General features: G+C 46.7%; 11 protein-coding genes. 2 read left to right on the top strand and 9 right to left on the bottom strand.

Features of this window, described 5'->3' with window-relative positions; translation table 11 throughout:
* Position 1: 1 nt before the first annotated feature.
* The 6 genes from NST47_RS13445 to NST47_RS13420 all read right to left on the bottom strand — a co-directional run bounded on the left by NST47_RS13445 (position 2) and on the right by NST47_RS13420 (position 6908).
* The gene (locus NST47_RS13445; protein WP_341155618.1) at positions 2-880 is read right to left on the bottom strand and encodes an NAD(P)-dependent oxidoreductase; all 879 of its coding nucleotides are present in this window, start codon (positions 878-880) and stop codon (positions 2-4) included.
* A 266-nt stretch (positions 881-1146) separates the two neighbouring features.
* The gene (locus NST47_RS13440) at positions 1147-2196 is read right to left on the bottom strand and encodes an alpha/beta hydrolase family protein (RefSeq protein ID WP_445667461.1); all 1050 of its coding nucleotides are present in this window, start codon (positions 2194-2196) and stop codon (positions 1147-1149) included.
* A gap of 75 nt (positions 2197-2271) precedes the next feature.
* Positions 2272-3387: a glycoside hydrolase family 88/105 protein gene (locus NST47_RS13435; RefSeq protein ID WP_341155616.1), complete on the bottom strand. Its 1116-nt coding sequence runs from the start codon at positions 3385-3387 to the stop codon at positions 2272-2274.
* A gap of 48 nt (positions 3388-3435) precedes the next feature.
* Entirely contained in the window at positions 3436-4317 is an 882-nt protein-coding gene (locus NST47_RS13430) for a carbohydrate ABC transporter permease (RefSeq protein WP_341155615.1), read from the bottom strand.
* Positions 4318-4344: 27 nt separating this feature from the next.
* Positions 4345-5298 carry an ABC transporter permease gene (locus tag NST47_RS13425; protein WP_341155614.1) on the bottom strand — a complete coding sequence of 318 codons (954 nt, stop codon included), beginning with the start codon at positions 5296-5298 and terminating at the stop codon, positions 4345-4347.
* 89 nt (positions 5299-5387) lie between these two features.
* On the bottom strand, positions 5388-6908 hold the full coding sequence (locus NST47_RS13420) for an extracellular solute-binding protein (RefSeq protein ID WP_341155613.1): 1521 nt from the start codon (positions 6906-6908) through the stop codon (positions 5388-5390).
* Positions 6909-7256: 348 nt separating this feature from the next.
* Here NST47_RS13420 and NST47_RS13415 point away from each other — a divergent pair, with 348 nt between their 5' ends.
* The gene (locus NST47_RS13415) at positions 7257-9572 is read left to right on the top strand and encodes an AraC family transcriptional regulator (RefSeq protein WP_341155612.1); all 2316 of its coding nucleotides are present in this window, start codon (positions 7257-7259) and stop codon (positions 9570-9572) included.
* A 147-nt stretch (positions 9573-9719) separates the two neighbouring features.
* Here NST47_RS13415 and clpB read toward each other — a convergent pair whose 3' ends face one another.
* The 3 genes from clpB to NST47_RS13400 all read right to left on the bottom strand — a co-directional run bounded on the left by clpB (position 9720) and on the right by NST47_RS13400 (position 14642).
* Positions 9720-12389: an ATP-dependent chaperone ClpB gene (gene clpB, locus NST47_RS13410; protein WP_341155611.1), complete on the bottom strand. Its 2670-nt coding sequence runs from the start codon at positions 12387-12389 to the stop codon at positions 9720-9722.
* A 14-nt stretch (positions 12390-12403) separates the two neighbouring features.
* Positions 12404-13372, bottom strand: a complete 969-nt coding sequence (locus tag NST47_RS13405; RefSeq protein ID WP_341155610.1) for a DnaJ C-terminal domain-containing protein — start codon at positions 13370-13372, stop codon at positions 12404-12406.
* 355 nt (positions 13373-13727) lie between these two features.
* Positions 13728-14642, bottom strand: a complete 915-nt coding sequence (locus NST47_RS13400) for an ArsR/SmtB family transcription factor (protein ID WP_341155609.1) — start codon at positions 14640-14642, stop codon at positions 13728-13730.
* A 179-nt stretch (positions 14643-14821) separates the two neighbouring features.
* Between NST47_RS13400 and arfA the strand changes: the two genes are divergently transcribed.
* Entirely contained in the window at positions 14822-16342 is a 1521-nt protein-coding gene (gene arfA / locus NST47_RS13395; protein ID WP_341155608.1) for an arabinosylfuranosidase ArfA, read from the top strand.
* The last annotated feature ends 98 nt before the right edge of the window (positions 16343-16440 follow it).

Below are 16440 nucleotides of genomic sequence, written 5' to 3'. Positions count from 1 at the left end.
CTTATTCGTATATTTTGTACAAGGCCTGTGTGCCGCTGTTTTCTTCGCCAAGCTCCTGCAGCTGTTCATACAACGATTTAGCCAGCTTGAGACCGTGTGTTTGCAGACCCATCTCTTCAGCTGAATCAATGGCGATTCCCATATCCTTAATAAAGTGCTTTACGAAAAATCCAGGTTCAAAGTCGCCTTTAATAATTCTCGGTCCCAGATTGCTCAGTGACCAGCTGCCCGCAGCACCCGATTCAATGCTCTTAAGCACAGTGGACGGATCAAGACCAGCCTTTTTCGAATAAATCAATGCTTCACAAACACCCATCATATTCGAAGCGATCGCAATTTGATTGGACATTTTCGTATGCTGACCTGCGCCTGCTTGTCCTTGATAGACGATATTTTTGCCCATCACTTCAAATACCGGCAAAACTGCGTCAAATACATCCTGCTCACCGCCAACCATAATTGACAATCTGGCTTCACGAGCACCCACATCGCCACCGGAAACTGGAGCATCCAGGGAGAAGCATTGCACTTTTTTCGCTTCCTGCTCGATCTTTTTGGCAAGTGAAGGACTGGATGTCGTCATATCGATGAGGTAAGTGCCTGATTGTGCATGACGGAGAATACCCTGCTCGCCCAAATATACTTCTTCAACATCGCTCGGAAAACCAACCATCGTGATCACAACGTCCACCTCACGGGCCAAAGCTCCCGGTGATTCCTGCCATACTGCGCCAGCTTCCACCAATTCATCGGTTTTCGATTTGGTTCTACTGTACACATGCAGCTTATATCCTGCATTCATTAAATTTTTGACCATGCTTTGACCCATGACACCCGTACCGATGAAGCCGATTGCAGCACCTTGTTTAATTGAACCCATATCCCAATTCCTCCTTTATAACCTTCTTCTCTATTTTAATAGAAGTTGGCAGCAGATGGTAGCGACATTTATTGTTTTTGCCAAAAGTGCTGCAGGATATCAAAAAATGTCTTGTTGTTATGGGTACTTCGAGCTAAATAGGGCGCCAAGTATCAAAATGTGTCTAACTCCATATCGATCACTCGTTCAAGTATTATCGACAAAATCCGCGTAATCACAAATATGGACGAAAAAAAGACGACCTGCGCGGCCGTCCACATTATATATCAACTGCTGATTGTTTGCCTGCCAGCGCTTAATCTCTCGGCCAGCCAATCGAATGAACGTCGTCCACTAATCTCATGTCTGCCTTCGAATAAATCAGAAGTAAAGCGCTCCTGTACACCCATCGAAGCATAAATGCCGCTTACTCGCTCAATCGTCACTTCAGTCGCATCGATCGGGAATAACGGATCGCTAATACCGGACTCAATAAATAAGGCTCGCGGCGCGATCAATCCGATCAATTCCGGCATTTCCGCATGCAATAAAATACCAGGAATGTAATTATCCAGACAATGCCGTCTTGATAAAATACTGCGCTTATACGTGTTGCTGTATCCGCAAATAACAGCAGCCTGAATCCGTTGATCCAATGCTGCAGACAACGAGGCAACCATACCACCACCCGATAAGCCCATACATCCGATTCTGGAGGCATCAACATCTGTCCGTGTTGTCAAATAATCCGCCGAACGGATGGCTTCATATCCTCTCAGTCCGGCAATCGTTTTACCTGCCAGCAGCAGTGCAGCAGCAATCGGAAAGCATGAGTTCGGCGTGTCCGGGTTCTGCTCGGCATCCCAGGTCAGCTTACGGTCACCGAATCCGATAATCTCGGGTGCGATGACGACCATCCCTCTTCGGCACAGCTCCAGAGCAAAATGACGATGAATCCCCAAGGCACCGGTATCCTCTGAACCATCAGGCAGAAGTCCGACAACCTCCCGGCTGCCATAGCCATGTCCATGCCAGGCCAGAACCGCAGGGAAAGGTCCATTGCCATGCTTCTTCGGAATCAGAACATAGGCCGGAACCCGCAGTCCATCAGCTGACGAATACTCAACGCGTTCCCGTATAACATCACCCAGATCAGTGCTCTCTAGAAGTACAGGATCAAGCGCAGGCTGTGTGCCATCTAATGCTTCGAAGGAGCCAAGAGCTGTTGCAAGCTTATTACGAAGCTGCTCCTGATCTTGAGAATCACTGCCATTCCTCTTGCGTATCGCTTCCGTCTCCGTATACAGCTTTTCCAAATACAAATCAGGCTTCCAGATGAAAGACAACTCCTTCCATGACACACTACTTTCAGCGACTCATAGTGTATGATTTTCCTTCACCTATTCAGTATGCTAAAAAATTCCGTCCATTTCAACACATGTCAGCACAAATGCACCTACGCCATGCAGATCATTTTCACAAACAGGTCTTGTCATGTAATTCGTATAGTCTCCCGCTGAGGTTCCGATGCAAATATCTGGCATAACAAAACGTCCCTGCTCATCGAACTTCATCCGGTTGACCAAACCCTGATAACCATGCTTAGCTGCCTTGGCCAAGCTGCCATCCGTATCTGCATAGCCATGTTTGATTGCTTTGACAATCGCATATACGAACAAGGCTGAGCCTGATGTTTCCAACCAATTTTCAGGACGATCACCTTTATCTACAACCTGATACCATAATCCGCTGGTTTCATCCTGATAGCGGGCAAGCGCTGCAGCGAAGTTACCCAACGATGTCGTCAATTGCTCGCGCGCCTCATGATCAGCAGGCAAAGCATCAAGGAAATCAGCCAAAGCCAGTCCGTACCAGCCAAGCGATCTGCCCCAGAATTCCGGTGAGCAGCCTGTTTCCGGATTCGCCCAAGGTGTCTGCCGTTTTTCGTCCCATGCGTGATACAGCAGCCCCGTTGCGGGATCACTCATATACGTACGCATCAGCTTTTCTTGATGCAGCGTTTGTTCAATTAATCCGGCTTCACCGTACTCGACCTCATATTTGATCGCAAATACGCCGCCCATATACAAACCATCCAGCCACATTTGGTAGGGATACTTGTCCTTATGCCAGAATCCTCCCTCAGCCGTACGATTCAAGGTGCGGAACAGCTGTCGCAGCTTCTCCATCGCAATCCGATAACGGGGCTCCTTGAAATTCTTATCCAGCGTGAACAGCAGCAGGCCCGGTTGAATTGCATCCAGCTCATCGCGGCTGAAATAGAAATTGCCCTGCTCGTCGATCAGATGATCCACATATGCCTTGGGATACAGTAAATACTTCGCGTCCTTCGTTTGCTCCCACAGAGCGAGCATACCTTGCAAAAACACGCCTTGGTGATAATGCCAGCGATTAGCTGGAGGAAGCTCCCCTGGTACAAAGCTGGACACTAGTGAATCGCAGGCCGCCTTGGCCCAATCGATAGGGGTTGCTTCGGTACGGTTAAATGTAGTGTTGGTAGTATTCATAATTAACTCCCTTCGGGTAGTAGGTGAATAGTGTATGGAATCATGAGATCAGCCTTTAATCGAACCGAGTAATGCACCTTTGGCAAAATGCTTTTGCAGGAACGGATATACGATCAGCACAGGAATGGTAGCTACCACGATAACGGCCATCTTGATTGTCTGCTCCGGTGGTGCTGCATAACCGTCATCGAAGCCCGAGGAATCTGCACTGAGCCCGCTTGCCAAAATAACAATTTGCCGCAATATAATTTGTACCGGCCACTTTGCATTATCATTCAAATAGAGAATCGCCGATAAATACGTATTCCAATAGGTTACCGCATAAAATAACGAAATCGTCGCAATGGCAGGCATCGACAGCGGAAGTACAATTAGGAACAAAATACCCCAATCGCTGCAGCCATCCATTTTGGCCGACTCTTCCAGACCTTCAGGGATATTTTGGAAAAAGTTGCGCATAATGATCAAGTTAAACGCATTAATAGCCGTAGGAATAATCAAAGCAAAGTAGGAATCGATTAAACCCATGTTTTTTACGGTAATAAAGGTTGGAATTAACCCGCCATGGAACAGCATAGTAAACACGACCATGAACATGATCACTTTTCGTCCATCCAGATCACGTCGAGTCAAGCCATACGCCATCAAAGCCGTTAAAAACATACTGATCACAGTGCCGACCGACGTAACTCCGATTGAAACCCCCAACGAACGCAGAATCGTATTCGTGGAGAAAATGTATTTGTAGGCATTCAACGAAAAGACGGTCGGAAACACAACAAATTGTCTGGCCGCCATTTCCTCGGCAGTCGTGAACGATCCCGCTACCACGTGAATGAACGGCAGAATCATCACCAGAGCTATAATAGCCAAAAGTCCGTAATTCATCACATCAAACAAGCGACTGCTCATCGATTTATCTTGCTGCATAAGGCTCTGTCTCCTTTCCATGTTGACTTAATAAATGCCATCCTCGCCAGCTTTTTTGGCTAATTTGTTAGCGCTCATCACGAGAATCAGGCCGATAATCGATTTGAAGAATCCGACAGCGGTGCTGAAGCTGTATTGTCCTTGCTTCAAGCCTGCGGTGTACACATACGTATCAAAAATTTCCGCTACTTCACGGTTAGCCGAGTTTAACAGCAAGTAGACCTGTTCAAATCCTAGCTCCAGCACATCACCGATTTTCAGAATAAGCAGCACGATAATAACTCCGCGTACCGAAGGAATCGTAATATGCCATATTTGACGCAGACGTCCGGCACCATCCATTTTGGCCGCTTCATACAAACCAGGATCAATCGCCGCCATTGCCGCCAAATAAATAATCGTTCCCCAGCCCGCTTCGCGCCAGATTACCTGTAAAATATAAGTAGGCCGGAACCATGAGGCGTTAAGCAAAAAGTTAATTTTATCGTATCCGGCCGCAGCCAGCATTTCATTAATGATCCCCCGATCCATCGAAAGCATAACGAATGTAATCGACACGATAATAACCCAGGACATAAAATGCGGAATATAAACCAACGTTTGCACGGTCCGTTTAAAACCGCTGTGCCGCACTTCGTTAAGCATTAAGGCCAGTAAAATCGGCACCGGGAAAAAGAACAATAAATTCATCCCGAACAAGATCAAAGTATTGGCAAGTATTCTAAAAAATGCCGGTTCCTCGAACAGTCTCTGGAAGTTGTCGAGTCCTACCCACTTGCTTCCCGTAATCCCCAAATATGGCTTATAATCCTGAAAAGCGATAATAAGTCCCCACATCGGGACGTACTTGAAAATGATAAAAAACAGGAACCCCGGTAAGATCATCAGGTAGATCGCTCTATTTTTGATAACTCGCCGCAAAAGGCTCGAGCTTGATTTCGGTTTGATTTGGACTTGATTGGAGACAATTGTGTCATTCATCGCAGGTTCCTCCTTCCTTAAGTACAACAAGCACGGGAGCCATCCTCAGACCGGAAGGCCCCCAGCTTCATAGAGAATTATCGTTTAAATTATTTCTTGGCTTTCTGATAAGCTGCTGTGTATTCCTCGATAATTTTGTCTCCGCCTTCTTTTTTCCATCTGTCTACTTCTTTTTGGAAGCCGGCTTCGTCAATCTTGCCAATAATAAAGTTATAGGTTGCATCCTTGATAATATCCTGCAGACGAACACCCTTCTCGGTGTAGGTTTTGGAATCCAGTGGTGCGGTTGGATCGTTAATAAGAATTTTGTTATTGTCGACAATCAGATCCTCGGCTTTTGCTTTGGCATCATAAGTAAAGTAACCTGTCAGCATACCATTCGTGCTTTGTCCGCCAATCAGCGTAGCCTGATAAGGCTTCACATCGCGGTCAGTCATTTTGGAATCCTCGGAAACCTGGGCTTTACCATCCTTCAACGTGTAGTGCTTGCCTTCAATACCGTAGTAAATCAGGTTCGTTAATTCCGGACTCATCATTTTGTCATAGAACGTCAGGATGCCTTTGAGCTCTGCTTCTGTTTTTACAGCGGATTTCGGGAAGAATACGGCTGAGCCGTAACCAGGAATGGACCAAATGCCGGTTTTGCCGTCCGGACCTGTCAGACGGTTAGCCACATCAAGCTTGGAATCCTTATTTGCCATTTTTTGGTTCAGGGAAATAACATCAGCCATCGATCCAATATAAACGCCCGCTTTACCGGTCTGGAACAGATTTTGTTGATCGGTTTTACTTGTAACCGGGAAATCCTGATTGATCAAGCCTTCTTTATGAAGCTTTAAAAAGTATTTCAGTGTGTCCATATAGGCAGGATACATAAATTCAGGCACAAGCTTGCCATCCTTCTCGCCCCAGTTGTTAGGTGTACCGAAGTAGGAGGATACCGTTTTGAAGGCTCCGTAGATCAGATCATTACGGTCAGTCAGACCGATCGTATCTTTTTTGCCGTTTTTGTCAGGATCATTCTCCGTGAATGCCTTAAGCATTTTATAAAGATCATCTGTAGATTTGGGAGCAGCCAGACCGAGATTATCAGCCCAGTCCTTCCGATAAATCACACCTTGGCGTGACAATGGAGTCTCTTGATACAACGCATAAATTTTTCCGTCAACCGATGTATTATTCAGAATTGTCGGAAGCAATTTATTTAAATTCGGATAATCCTTAAGTAGTGGACCTACCTCCCAGAACTGATTATTGCGGATGGCATCCTTCAACAGGATCAGCGAGGCTGGATTTTTCAAGTACAATACCTGAGGCAGTGTGCCTGTCGCCATCGAAGCGTTCATCTTCTCATCGTAGCTGCCATCTGGAACCCATTGAATCTCAAGTTTTGTATTGGTTTTTTCTTCGACCAGCTTTTGGATGGTATCTGTTGGTACCTCTGGTATTTTAAGTGAAGCCATGATCGTAATTTTCGTAGGCCCTGCTGGAGTTGCTGCTGCATTCTTACCATCATTAGCTGCGGGCTTCGTTGAACTGGATGCACATCCAGCCGCTACGGTAAGTGATAATGCAGCTGCCATAACCATCGATACTCGTTTATTCATCATTTGTTCGGTCCCCCATTATCATTTGTAAGTGTGGTTGTCGCTGAACATTTCAAGCCGTTTGTGACAATCTCAGACTATAATTTTTGATCCGTTACGTCTATAATCATTGGCTTTGCAGGCTTGTAACATGCTGGTATAACGCGGTAAAACCTGTTATCTACATACTGAATCTGATATAATGATTACTTCCGGCAAAATGATTATTGGAGATCCGGCTTGTATTTGTTACTATTACATACAGCTACAATCGGGTGCTTATTGCGATCACTCCGCATTCCCGATTCATCGAACCTGCACAATCAATTTCTAAATTACTTATACAACTTCTCATAAAGGAGTCGCCGATCTATGAACAAACAAAGCCTGCTGACGAAGCTGATCCTTTTTGGATGTGTCCTCTGCATTGTACCCGTGCTCTTGCTCGGTATGCTTTCCTATATGGAGTCCTCAAGCTCAATTCAGCATCAGGTTAATCAAAGTAATACGCTTATTATGAAGCAAATGAAAGGGAATATCGAACAAGTTTTGAAAACGCTTGATTATACACTTAATCATATGGCGGATTCGACCTTGATGCAGGACGCGCTATTCCGTCAGATGGATTATAACGACTTTCAGCTCTATAATAGCCTCCGTCGTGAATTTGGGCATATTCAATCGTTCGATATGAAGGTAACGGATGTGCTCCTGCTTAATGCGGCCGATAAATGGTTGATTAACAACAACGGCTTATACGAGCTTAATAAATTTAAAGAAACGGAACACCTGCTGAGCTTTATGAATTTACCGAACAATTCGAGCTGGATCCTGCACGAGAACAGCAATCTGGGTTCCCCGGACACGCAAAGCAACAAATGCAGCCATACCGTGATTTTGGTCAAAAAGCTGCCCCTGCTGCTGTCTGACAAAAGAGGCATTCTTTTTGCGCCGATTCCGGTCTGCAGCCTCGTCAGCATGATGGAACCGGAATCAACGGCACGCCACTTTATGATCATGGACCAAAACCATACCATTATGGTACATCCCGACGAATCTCTGATCGGTAAATCCATTATGGAAACCGGATACATCAATGAGAGCGAGCTTACCCATTTCGCCAATAATAGTGAACAGTTTGAAACCAATACAACCACCGGTTCTTATTCGGTCACCTATGTGAAATCGGATTTGAACAATTGGATCTATGTATCGTTCACGGAAATGAGTCAGTTTACCAAGGAATCACGAGCCATTGGCTGGTTTACCTTGTATGCTTGCCTGCTCATACTTGCCGTATGCGTAATCTTCGTCTGGTACGGAAGCCGCAACATGTATAATCCGATGCGGCGCATTCTTCAAGCGATTTCGGAGGGCCTGCCGGAGTGGGATGCTGTCAAACGTAATGAGTTTCAGGTTATCCAGGAGCATATTCAGCAGCTATTTGCCTCCAACTCGAATCTGAAGGTCGAAATCAACCGGCATTCCCAGCAGGTCCGCAGTTTTTTTCTCATTAACATGTATCAGGACAACGTCGTCAAAACGGAAATCGAAGATCGACTCAGAGCTTACGGTTATGCCGAGCTGATTGATGGCTGGGATCAGATGATTGTGTTGACGCTTCAGATCGATTCCCTGGAGGAAACCCGTTTTACCGCCAATGATCTGGATCTCTTGATGTTTGCCATCAATAATATCGTCGAGGAAATCGTACCTGCAGAGAACCGGCTGACGCCCGTGATTTTTGACCAGACGCAGGTCACCCTGATTGGCTTCAAGAGTTCACAGACGGATTCTTTCAAGGATCGGGTTTACCAATTTACTGAATCCATTCAGCAAAATATTCGTACTTATCTCGGTTTATCGATCAGTATTGGCTTAAGTCTGCCTTTTGACAGTGCGAGCAAAAGTGCCCGTGCTTACCGCGAAGGCCTGGAGGCATTGATGCAGCGGCTCAAGCTCGGACAAGGTATCGTTGTTCCGTATGAAAATCTCAACTCAGGCAAGCACACCTTAATTTACACGTATCCCAAGCAGTTGGAAAATGAACTGATCGAATCCATTAAGCTGGCCGATGAGGACAAATCGTATGCTCTGCTGAAGCAGTGGCTTGTTCAAGTGCTGGGCAAGGATCAAACACCGCAATTATACCAAATTTCGTTGATCAGGCTGTTGAACGATTTGATGATCGTCTCACAGGAATCCGGTATTGCTTTGGTACAAATTCATCATGAAGGACGTTCGATGCACGAGGAGCTGCTGCAGCTGTATATTAGCGGAGAAATCGAATCCTGGTTCCGCACCCGTATTTTGCAGCCGATGCTGCAAGTGTTCCGTGACCGCGGCGACTCGCAATACCATAATTTATCCGAGCAAATTATTAGCATGATTCATAGTGAATATGATACCGAGCTGACTTTAGACGAATGCGCCCTGCGGCTGCACTATAATGCCTTTTACTTAAGCAGTGTGTTCAAAAAAGAAACCGATATGACGTTCAGCGACTATCTGTTAATGTACCGGTTTCAGATGGCACGCAAATGGTTGATCGAAACCGATATGCCAATCAAGGACATCGCACAAAAACTGCAGTACAATAACCCGCAAAATTTCATTCGCTCCTTCCGCAAGCAGGAGGAAATGACTCCGGGGCAGTACCGCAGCAAGTACGGAAATAACGAAGGATAGCTAGCCGAGTTTCATAGGCATGGAAAAATAACAGGCACAAATGCGCAAAAAGTCCCTGCATCAGAACACATCTGACAGGGACTTTTTGCATGAAGCTGCAGTTGTATCACCAGAGCACCTGCAATTGTGAGGAGCTCCAGCTATCCATTATTTTACGCTGGCTGTCGGGTCATCCTTATTTGCAGCTGCCGCCTCACCATCGTTAGGATAAGCGACCTTTTCTTCGTGAATAATGGCTAGCTGGCCTTCACTGACACCGATAGCAATCCGCGAGCCGTCCAGGATGCTGCCAGCCACAATTTCACGAGCCAATTTGGTTTCCAAAAATCGCTGGATATAGCGTTTCAATGGTCTTGCGCCATACATAGGATCATAACCTTCAACCGCAATATGAAAACGGGCTTCGTCCGTCAAGCGCAGTTCAATCCGCCGTTCACTAAGACGCTGCTCCAAGCCATGTACAAGCTTGCTGACAATTTGCTCAACATCATGAAGCGATAACGGCTTGAACAGGACAACATCATCAATCCGGTTCAAAAATTCGGGACGGAAATGCTGCCGCAGCTCACGGAAGACGGCTTCCTCCGCTTGCTTCGCAATATTTCCGTTGTCATCCGCACCATCGAGCAAATAAGCAGACCCGATATTGGAGGTCAAAATCACAATCGTATTTTTGAAATCGACAACCCTGCCCTGAGAGTCGGTCAATCGGCCATCATCAAGCAACTGCAGCAGCGAGTTGAATACTTCCGGATGCGCCTTCTCGATCTCGTCAAACAGCAGCACGGAATACGGCTGTCTGCGCACCGCTTCTGTTAGCTGTCCGCCTTCCTCGTAACCAATGTAACCGGGAGGAGCTCCAATCAGTCGGGATACCGAATGCTTCTCCATATACTCCGACATGTCAATCCGTATAATTCGGTCCTCATTGTCGAACAAAGCTTCAGCCAATGCTTTGGCCAATTCTGTTTTACCGACGCCAGTAGGTCCCAGAAACAGAAACGAGCCGATAGGTCGATTCGGGTCCTTCAATCCAGCCCGCGCGCGCAGCACAGCATCGGAAACCAGATTAACCGCCTCATCCTGGCCGACGACCCTCTTATGCAGCAGCTCCTCCAGACGGAGCAGCTTTTCCCTCTCGCCTTCAACGAGACGGCTAACCGGTATGCCGGTCCAGAGCGCAACGATTCCGGCAATTTCCTCCTCCGTAACTTCTTCGCGCAGCAGACGATGGTCCGTGTTCGCCCGCGCCTCCTCCTCCGCCTGCTTCACACGTTTTTCCAGCTCGGGTATACGCCCGTAGCTCAGCTCTGCGGATTTTTCAAGATCATAACGATCCTCAGCTTCCTGCAGCTGCATGCGGAGCTGCTCCAATTCCTTGCGAAGCCTTTGGATGCCTTGAATGGTTTCTTTTTCATTTTCCCATTTGGCTTTTAATGTGTTATGCCGATCTTTTAGATCCGCAAGCTCCTTCTGAAGCACCTTCAGTCTATCCTGACTCGCTGCATCGGTTTCCTTGCGCAACGCAGCTTCCTCGATCTCAAGCTGCATCATGCGCCGCGTTACCTCATCCAGCTCTGTCGGCATCGAGTCAATCTCGGTACGTATCATCGCGCAGGCTTCATCAATCAGATCGATGGCTTTATCCGGCAGAAAGCGGTCAGATATATAGCGATTCGATAGAATACCTGCAGCCACGAGCGCATTATCATGGATTTTCACACCGTGATACAGCTCAAAGCGATCCTTCAATCCACGCAATATCGAAATCGTGTCCTCCACATCCGGTTCGCTGACAAGCACCTGTTGAAAACGACGCTCAAGCGCCGGGTCCTTCTCGATGTATTGACGATATTCATCCAATGTGGTTGCACCTATACAGTGAAGCTCACCACGCGCCAGCATCGGCTTCAGCATATTGCCTGCGTCCATCGCGCCTTCGGTTTTGCCCGCTCCCACTATCGTATGCAGTTCGTCAATAAAGAGCAAAATACGCCCCTGACTTTCCTTGACCTCGTGAAGTACAGCCTTCAGCCGTTCCTCGAATTCCCCACGGTATTTGGCACCGGCTACGAGTGAGCTCATATCCAGTGAAAAAATCGTTTTGTCGAGCAGGCCGTCAGGGACATCACGTTTGACAATACGCTGGGCAAGTCCCTCTACGATGGCTGTTTTACCAACTCCGGGTTCACCGATCAGGACCGGATTATTTTTGGTTTTACGCGAAAGAATGCGAATGACACGACGTATTTCGGCGTCCCGGCCGATTACAGGGTCAACCTTGCCTGTCCGCACCTCGGCAACAAGATCACGGCCATATTTGCTCAGCGCTTCGTAGGTAGCTTCCGGTTCCTGACTCGTTACACGCTGATGCCCACGAACCTCGGACAATGCTTTCAGCAGGGTCTCGCGCCTCACACCGAAGGAACGAAACAGCTCCCCGGCTTCTAGCTTATCTTCAAGAATTGCGAGCAATAAATGCTCGATCGACAAATAGTCATCATTCAGTAACTTGGCTTCCTTTTCTGCGTCCTGTATAATTCGGTCGAAAGCCGGAGATAAATAATTCCGTATCGTATCCGCGCCGGGTCCACTTACTCTCGGCTTACGGCCAAGCTGTTCTTCCAAACGGGAGCGGAAGGCTTCAATAGGCACATTCAGCTTTTGCAGCAGCCGCGGCGCAAGGCCCTCCTGCTGATCCAGCAGTGCCCATAACAGATGCGTCAAACCAATTTCCTGATGCTTGCGCGATATTGCCGTCTGCTGGGCTGCGATAATTGCTTCCTGAGCTTTTTGTGTAAAACGATTAAAATCCATGTTATTTCCCCCATTCATAAAGTCATAAATTTAGGTTCGAAGGATTGCTCTTGTGCAAGCTCGCGATACAGCTGCTGTACCTTCTCCGAGCTTGCCTTAGGTACCGTCACCTGTACAGCGACATACAAATCTCCGAAGCTGCCATCCGGCTTGCGCAAGCCCTTACCGGTAACTCGCAGCTTTTGCCCTGTGCTGATTCCGGCAGGCACCTTAACGTTAAGCATGCTGCCATCCGGCAGCTTGACCTTCGCTTCAGTACCGAGCGCCACATGCCAAGGAGCAGTCTCAAGACGGGCAGTCAGATTGAAGCCGTCTACGACGAATACAGGATCAGGCTTGAATTTGAGCGTAATGTACAAGTCGCCTTTGCTGCCATTCCTATAGGTTCCACCCATGCCCTTGAGACGAATACGTTGTCCATCACTAATGGAAGCAGGCAGCGTAACGCCAATCTCCTTACCTTGAACCTGTACCCTGACTTTGCCGCCTTTTGTAATTTCCTCTAACGTAAGAAGCAGCGATGCCTCTTCATCCACTTGCTCTGTACCAAATCTGTCCTCGTTCGTAAAAAAACCACCACCCGCCGGGCCTCCACGACCAGCAGCTCCGCCAAAAAATTGGCTGAACAGATCACCGTAATCGCTCTCTCCAGTCTGGTAGGTTGCACCTCCAGATGTGCCTCCCCAATTCTGTCCATTGAAATTAAAGCCGCCCGCTTGTCCAAAGTCTTCATAGCCACCTTGCTGGGCACGGCCTCGATCCTGCCAGCTATCCCCGTATTGATCGTAGTTGGCTCTGGATTCTTCATTGCTCAGGACCTCGTAAGCTTCCTGGATTTCCTTGAATTTCTTTTCCGCCTCAGGGCTTTTATTCACATCGGGATGATAAGTTTTGGCCATTTTTTTATGTGCTTTTTTAATTTGTTCCTTTGTCGCCTTACGGTCAACACCGAGTATCTTATAGAAATCCTTGGTAGGGCTCATAGCCTTCACTCCCCATATCAAATTGGTCAATAAAGGTCAAACCATATCTATTAAAAAGGGCACGATTGAACGGTTACAGTAACCATTAATGTGCCCCAAATCGCTGTATTTACAATTTCACTGTGGTTACCCGTAACCCTTCAGCCGCCACTCACGGTTCATCTAACTTTCTGGTATATGTTTATTATAAACTTACTTGCCTAAAGAATCAAAAGCGATTATCGGCTGTATAGCTCAAAATAGATCGGTTTTCCGGCAAAATGATTGCCAAATCATGGACTCTCTATTTATTTGACCTTCTTTGACCTTAAAGATCTTCAATAGCCTTCCCTTTACTTCTTCTTTCATTACACATCTAGTTTTCACTATAATAGGCACGCAGCTCAATATCCTGATTGTAATTGCCGAAGCCTTCGCCGAACAGGGTCAGTCCGCCTACGTGCTTGGAATCTTCCTCCACGGCAAATCGCAGCGTCCAGAACTTTTTGTGCAGGCTTAATGCATCCACTGTGACCTCTGATATTTGCCTTCCATCGATATAAGTCCCTTTGTGGTCAATTCGAATGACTTTGAGTAATCCATACTGATTGACATTTCTCTGCCACCAGGAAGGTGTGAAGCGACCTCGGGTATGCCCATAATCTCCGGGGCTCGTCCATTCTCCCAGGCATATTCCATTTAAGTAAAAACGAATATCGGAAGGCCAATGCTCATTGATGCCAGGTGCTTCCGAGGAAATTTCCACGGAGATTTCAATCTCCTCCAACTTCTGAGTTTGCAGCGAATAATTAGGAACCGTATACTCCACAAACCCTTTACTAAACCACAAAATCCGGGCATGCATCCGATCAGGGTCAAGAAAATAACGCGGATCATCATATTGTCCTATATTTTGCTTTTGTGTAGCCAATCCACATGTGGGATATACGTCAAAGGCTGTATAATGCCCTATCGGGATGTTCGTTTCATGGTAGCTTCTTTCTTCTGCCGGCGCCTCACCCGGAAGTATAATCTCAATACCTCGGACGGCAAGTGAGCATATTTTGTGCGTACCTCCCTGCTTGCGAACCATCTGCGTCGTTATCAACCCACCATTTTCCAGCTTCTTGACATGCATGGTGACAATAGCGCTGCTCAGACTCAAGCTTGCAGCAAGTTCCTTTACGTTCATCGGCTGTTCCCCCAGCAGCTCCAGAATACGCAGCCGTACTCCACTTGCCAACGCCTCATAGAGTGCAAGCCATTTGGTATCCGTATTTATTTTTAACATACGAGCCTCCTTCGTATAAACAATCACTATAATTAATATATATATTATTTCAATAAAATCAAGAAGATATTAAAAATAAACATTGATATTCCTTTTATATACGTGTTAAATTGATATCAGAAAGAATGCAGGTTAGTTAAATTAATAATTATATTAATCAAAAGGAAGTGTTACAAATCATGTCTCAACACAAAGCTACCATGATTATTGACAAGGATTTTATTATTGGCGCAATTGACAATCGCATCTACGGTTCATTCATCGAGCACCTTGGACGTGCCGTCTATGGAGGCATTTATGAACCAGGGCATCCTGAAGCGGATGAAAAAGGCTTTCGTCAAGACGTGCTTTCTTTGATTCAGCAGCTTCAGGTACCGATTGTTCGTTATCCCGGCGGCAATTTCGTATCCGGTTATGACTGGAAGGACGGAATCGGACCCAAGGAATTGCGCAAAAGCAGGCTGGAGCTGGCCTGGAAAACGATTGAACCGAATCAATTTGGTTTGAATGAATTTGTGGAATGGGCCCAAAAAGCTCAAACCGATGTCATGTGGGCAATTAATCTGGGCACCCATGGTGTCGATGAAGCTCGCAATATCGTGGAATATTCGAATCATGCCTCCGGTACGTATTGGAGTGATTTGAGAAGAAGCCACGGCTATGAGCAGCCCCATCAAATTAAAACCTGGTGCCTGGGCAATGAAATGGATGGTCCTTGGCAAATCGGTCACAAGACGGCAACCGAGTACGGCCGTGTCGCTGCCGAATCCGCCAAGGTTATGAAATGGGTCGATCCAACGATTGAGCTCGTAGCATGCGGCAGCTCAAGCCGGACGATGCCTACCTTCCCGGAATGGGAAGCTACCGTGCTCGATCATACGTATGATCATGTTGAATACTTATCGATGCATACCTATTATGGCAATAAAAAGAACGATACACCAACATTCCTTGCACGTTCGTTGGAAATGGATGACTTCATTAAAACAATTATAGCTACAAGCGACTACATCAAAGCCAAAAAGCGCAGTAAAAAAACGATGTATCTCTCGTTTGATGAATGGAATGTCTGGTATCACTCCAATGATGCTGACAAGAAGCGCGACCCATGGCAAATCGCTCCTCCACAGCTTGAGGATATTTATACGATGGAGGATGCATTGGTTGTTGGATGTATGCTTATCAGTTTATTGAAACATGCCGACCGTGTCAAAATGGCCTGCCTTGCGCAGCTGGTCAACGTGATTGCACCGATTATGACGGAAACAGGCGGTAAAGCGTGGATGCAAACGATTTTCTTCCCTTATATGCATGCATCGGTATATGGCAGAGGCAATGCGTTAGTTCCGTTAATTCATTCGCCGAAATACGATACAAGCGAGATCACCGATGTCCCTTACCTTGAAGCTGTAGCTGTGCATAATGAGGAAGCGCAGGAGGTTACGGTATTTGCTGTCAACCGAGATTTGGAGCATCCACTGCCGCTTGAGCTTGATCTTCGCAGCTTTGGAGCCAACAGCCGTCTGATTGAGCATATCGTTCTGGAGAATCCTGATCTGAAGGCGCGCAACACTGCTGACGATTCTACTGCAGTTGCACCGCATAACCGCGGCAATGCCGTGGTGAATGGTTCCGGCTTGACAGCACAATTGACAAAGGCATCATGGAATGTGATTCGTATCAGCGTGCAGGCTAAATAATAATTATCATCGTTCTGCCTCATTCCATTTATGAATGCAAACGCGATGTACCTCTGTAATTGCATTGCTCTAGTTCAACAACCAAAAGCCTGCGAGTC

The organism is Paenibacillus sp. FSL H8-0034, assembly GCF_038000305.1.
Classification (GTDB): domain Bacteria; phylum Bacillota; class Bacilli; order Paenibacillales; family NBRC-103111; genus Paenibacillus_S.
The sequence above is the reverse complement of the archived record's forward strand: the minus strand, read 5'-3'. Positions and strand labels throughout refer to the sequence as shown.

Bases quoted from the DNA above. Each gene is read 5' to 3' on its own strand.
- NST47_RS13445 (WP_341155618.1), bottom strand. From the start codon at position 880: ATGGGTTCAATTAAACAAGGTGCTGCAATCGGCTTCATCGGTACGGGT.
- NST47_RS13435 (WP_341155616.1), bottom strand. From the start codon at position 3,387: ATGAATACTACCAACACTACATTTAACCGTACCGAAGCAACCCCTATC.
- NST47_RS13430 (WP_341155615.1), bottom strand. From the start codon at position 4,317: ATGCAGCAAGATAAATCGATGAGCAGTCGCTTGTTTGATGTGATGAAT.
- NST47_RS13425 (WP_341155614.1), bottom strand. From the start codon at position 5,298: ATGAATGACACAATTGTCTCCAATCAAGTCCAAATCAAACCGAAATCA.
- NST47_RS13420 (WP_341155613.1), bottom strand. From the start codon at position 6,908: ATGATGAATAAACGAGTATCGATGGTTATGGCAGCTGCATTATCACTT.
- NST47_RS13415 (WP_341155612.1), top strand. From the start codon at position 7,257: ATGAACAAACAAAGCCTGCTGACGAAGCTGATCCTTTTTGGATGTGTC.
- clpB (WP_341155611.1), bottom strand. From the start codon at position 12,389: ATGGATTTTAATCGTTTTACACAAAAAGCTCAGGAAGCAATTATCGCA.
- NST47_RS13405 (WP_341155610.1), bottom strand. From the start codon at position 13,372: ATGAGCCCTACCAAGGATTTCTATAAGATACTCGGTGTTGACCGTAAG.
- NST47_RS13400 (WP_341155609.1), bottom strand. From the start codon at position 14,642: ATGTTAAAAATAAATACGGATACCAAATGGCTTGCACTCTATGAGGCG.
- arfA (WP_341155608.1), top strand. From the start codon at position 14,822: ATGTCTCAACACAAAGCTACCATGATTATTGACAAGGATTTTATTATT.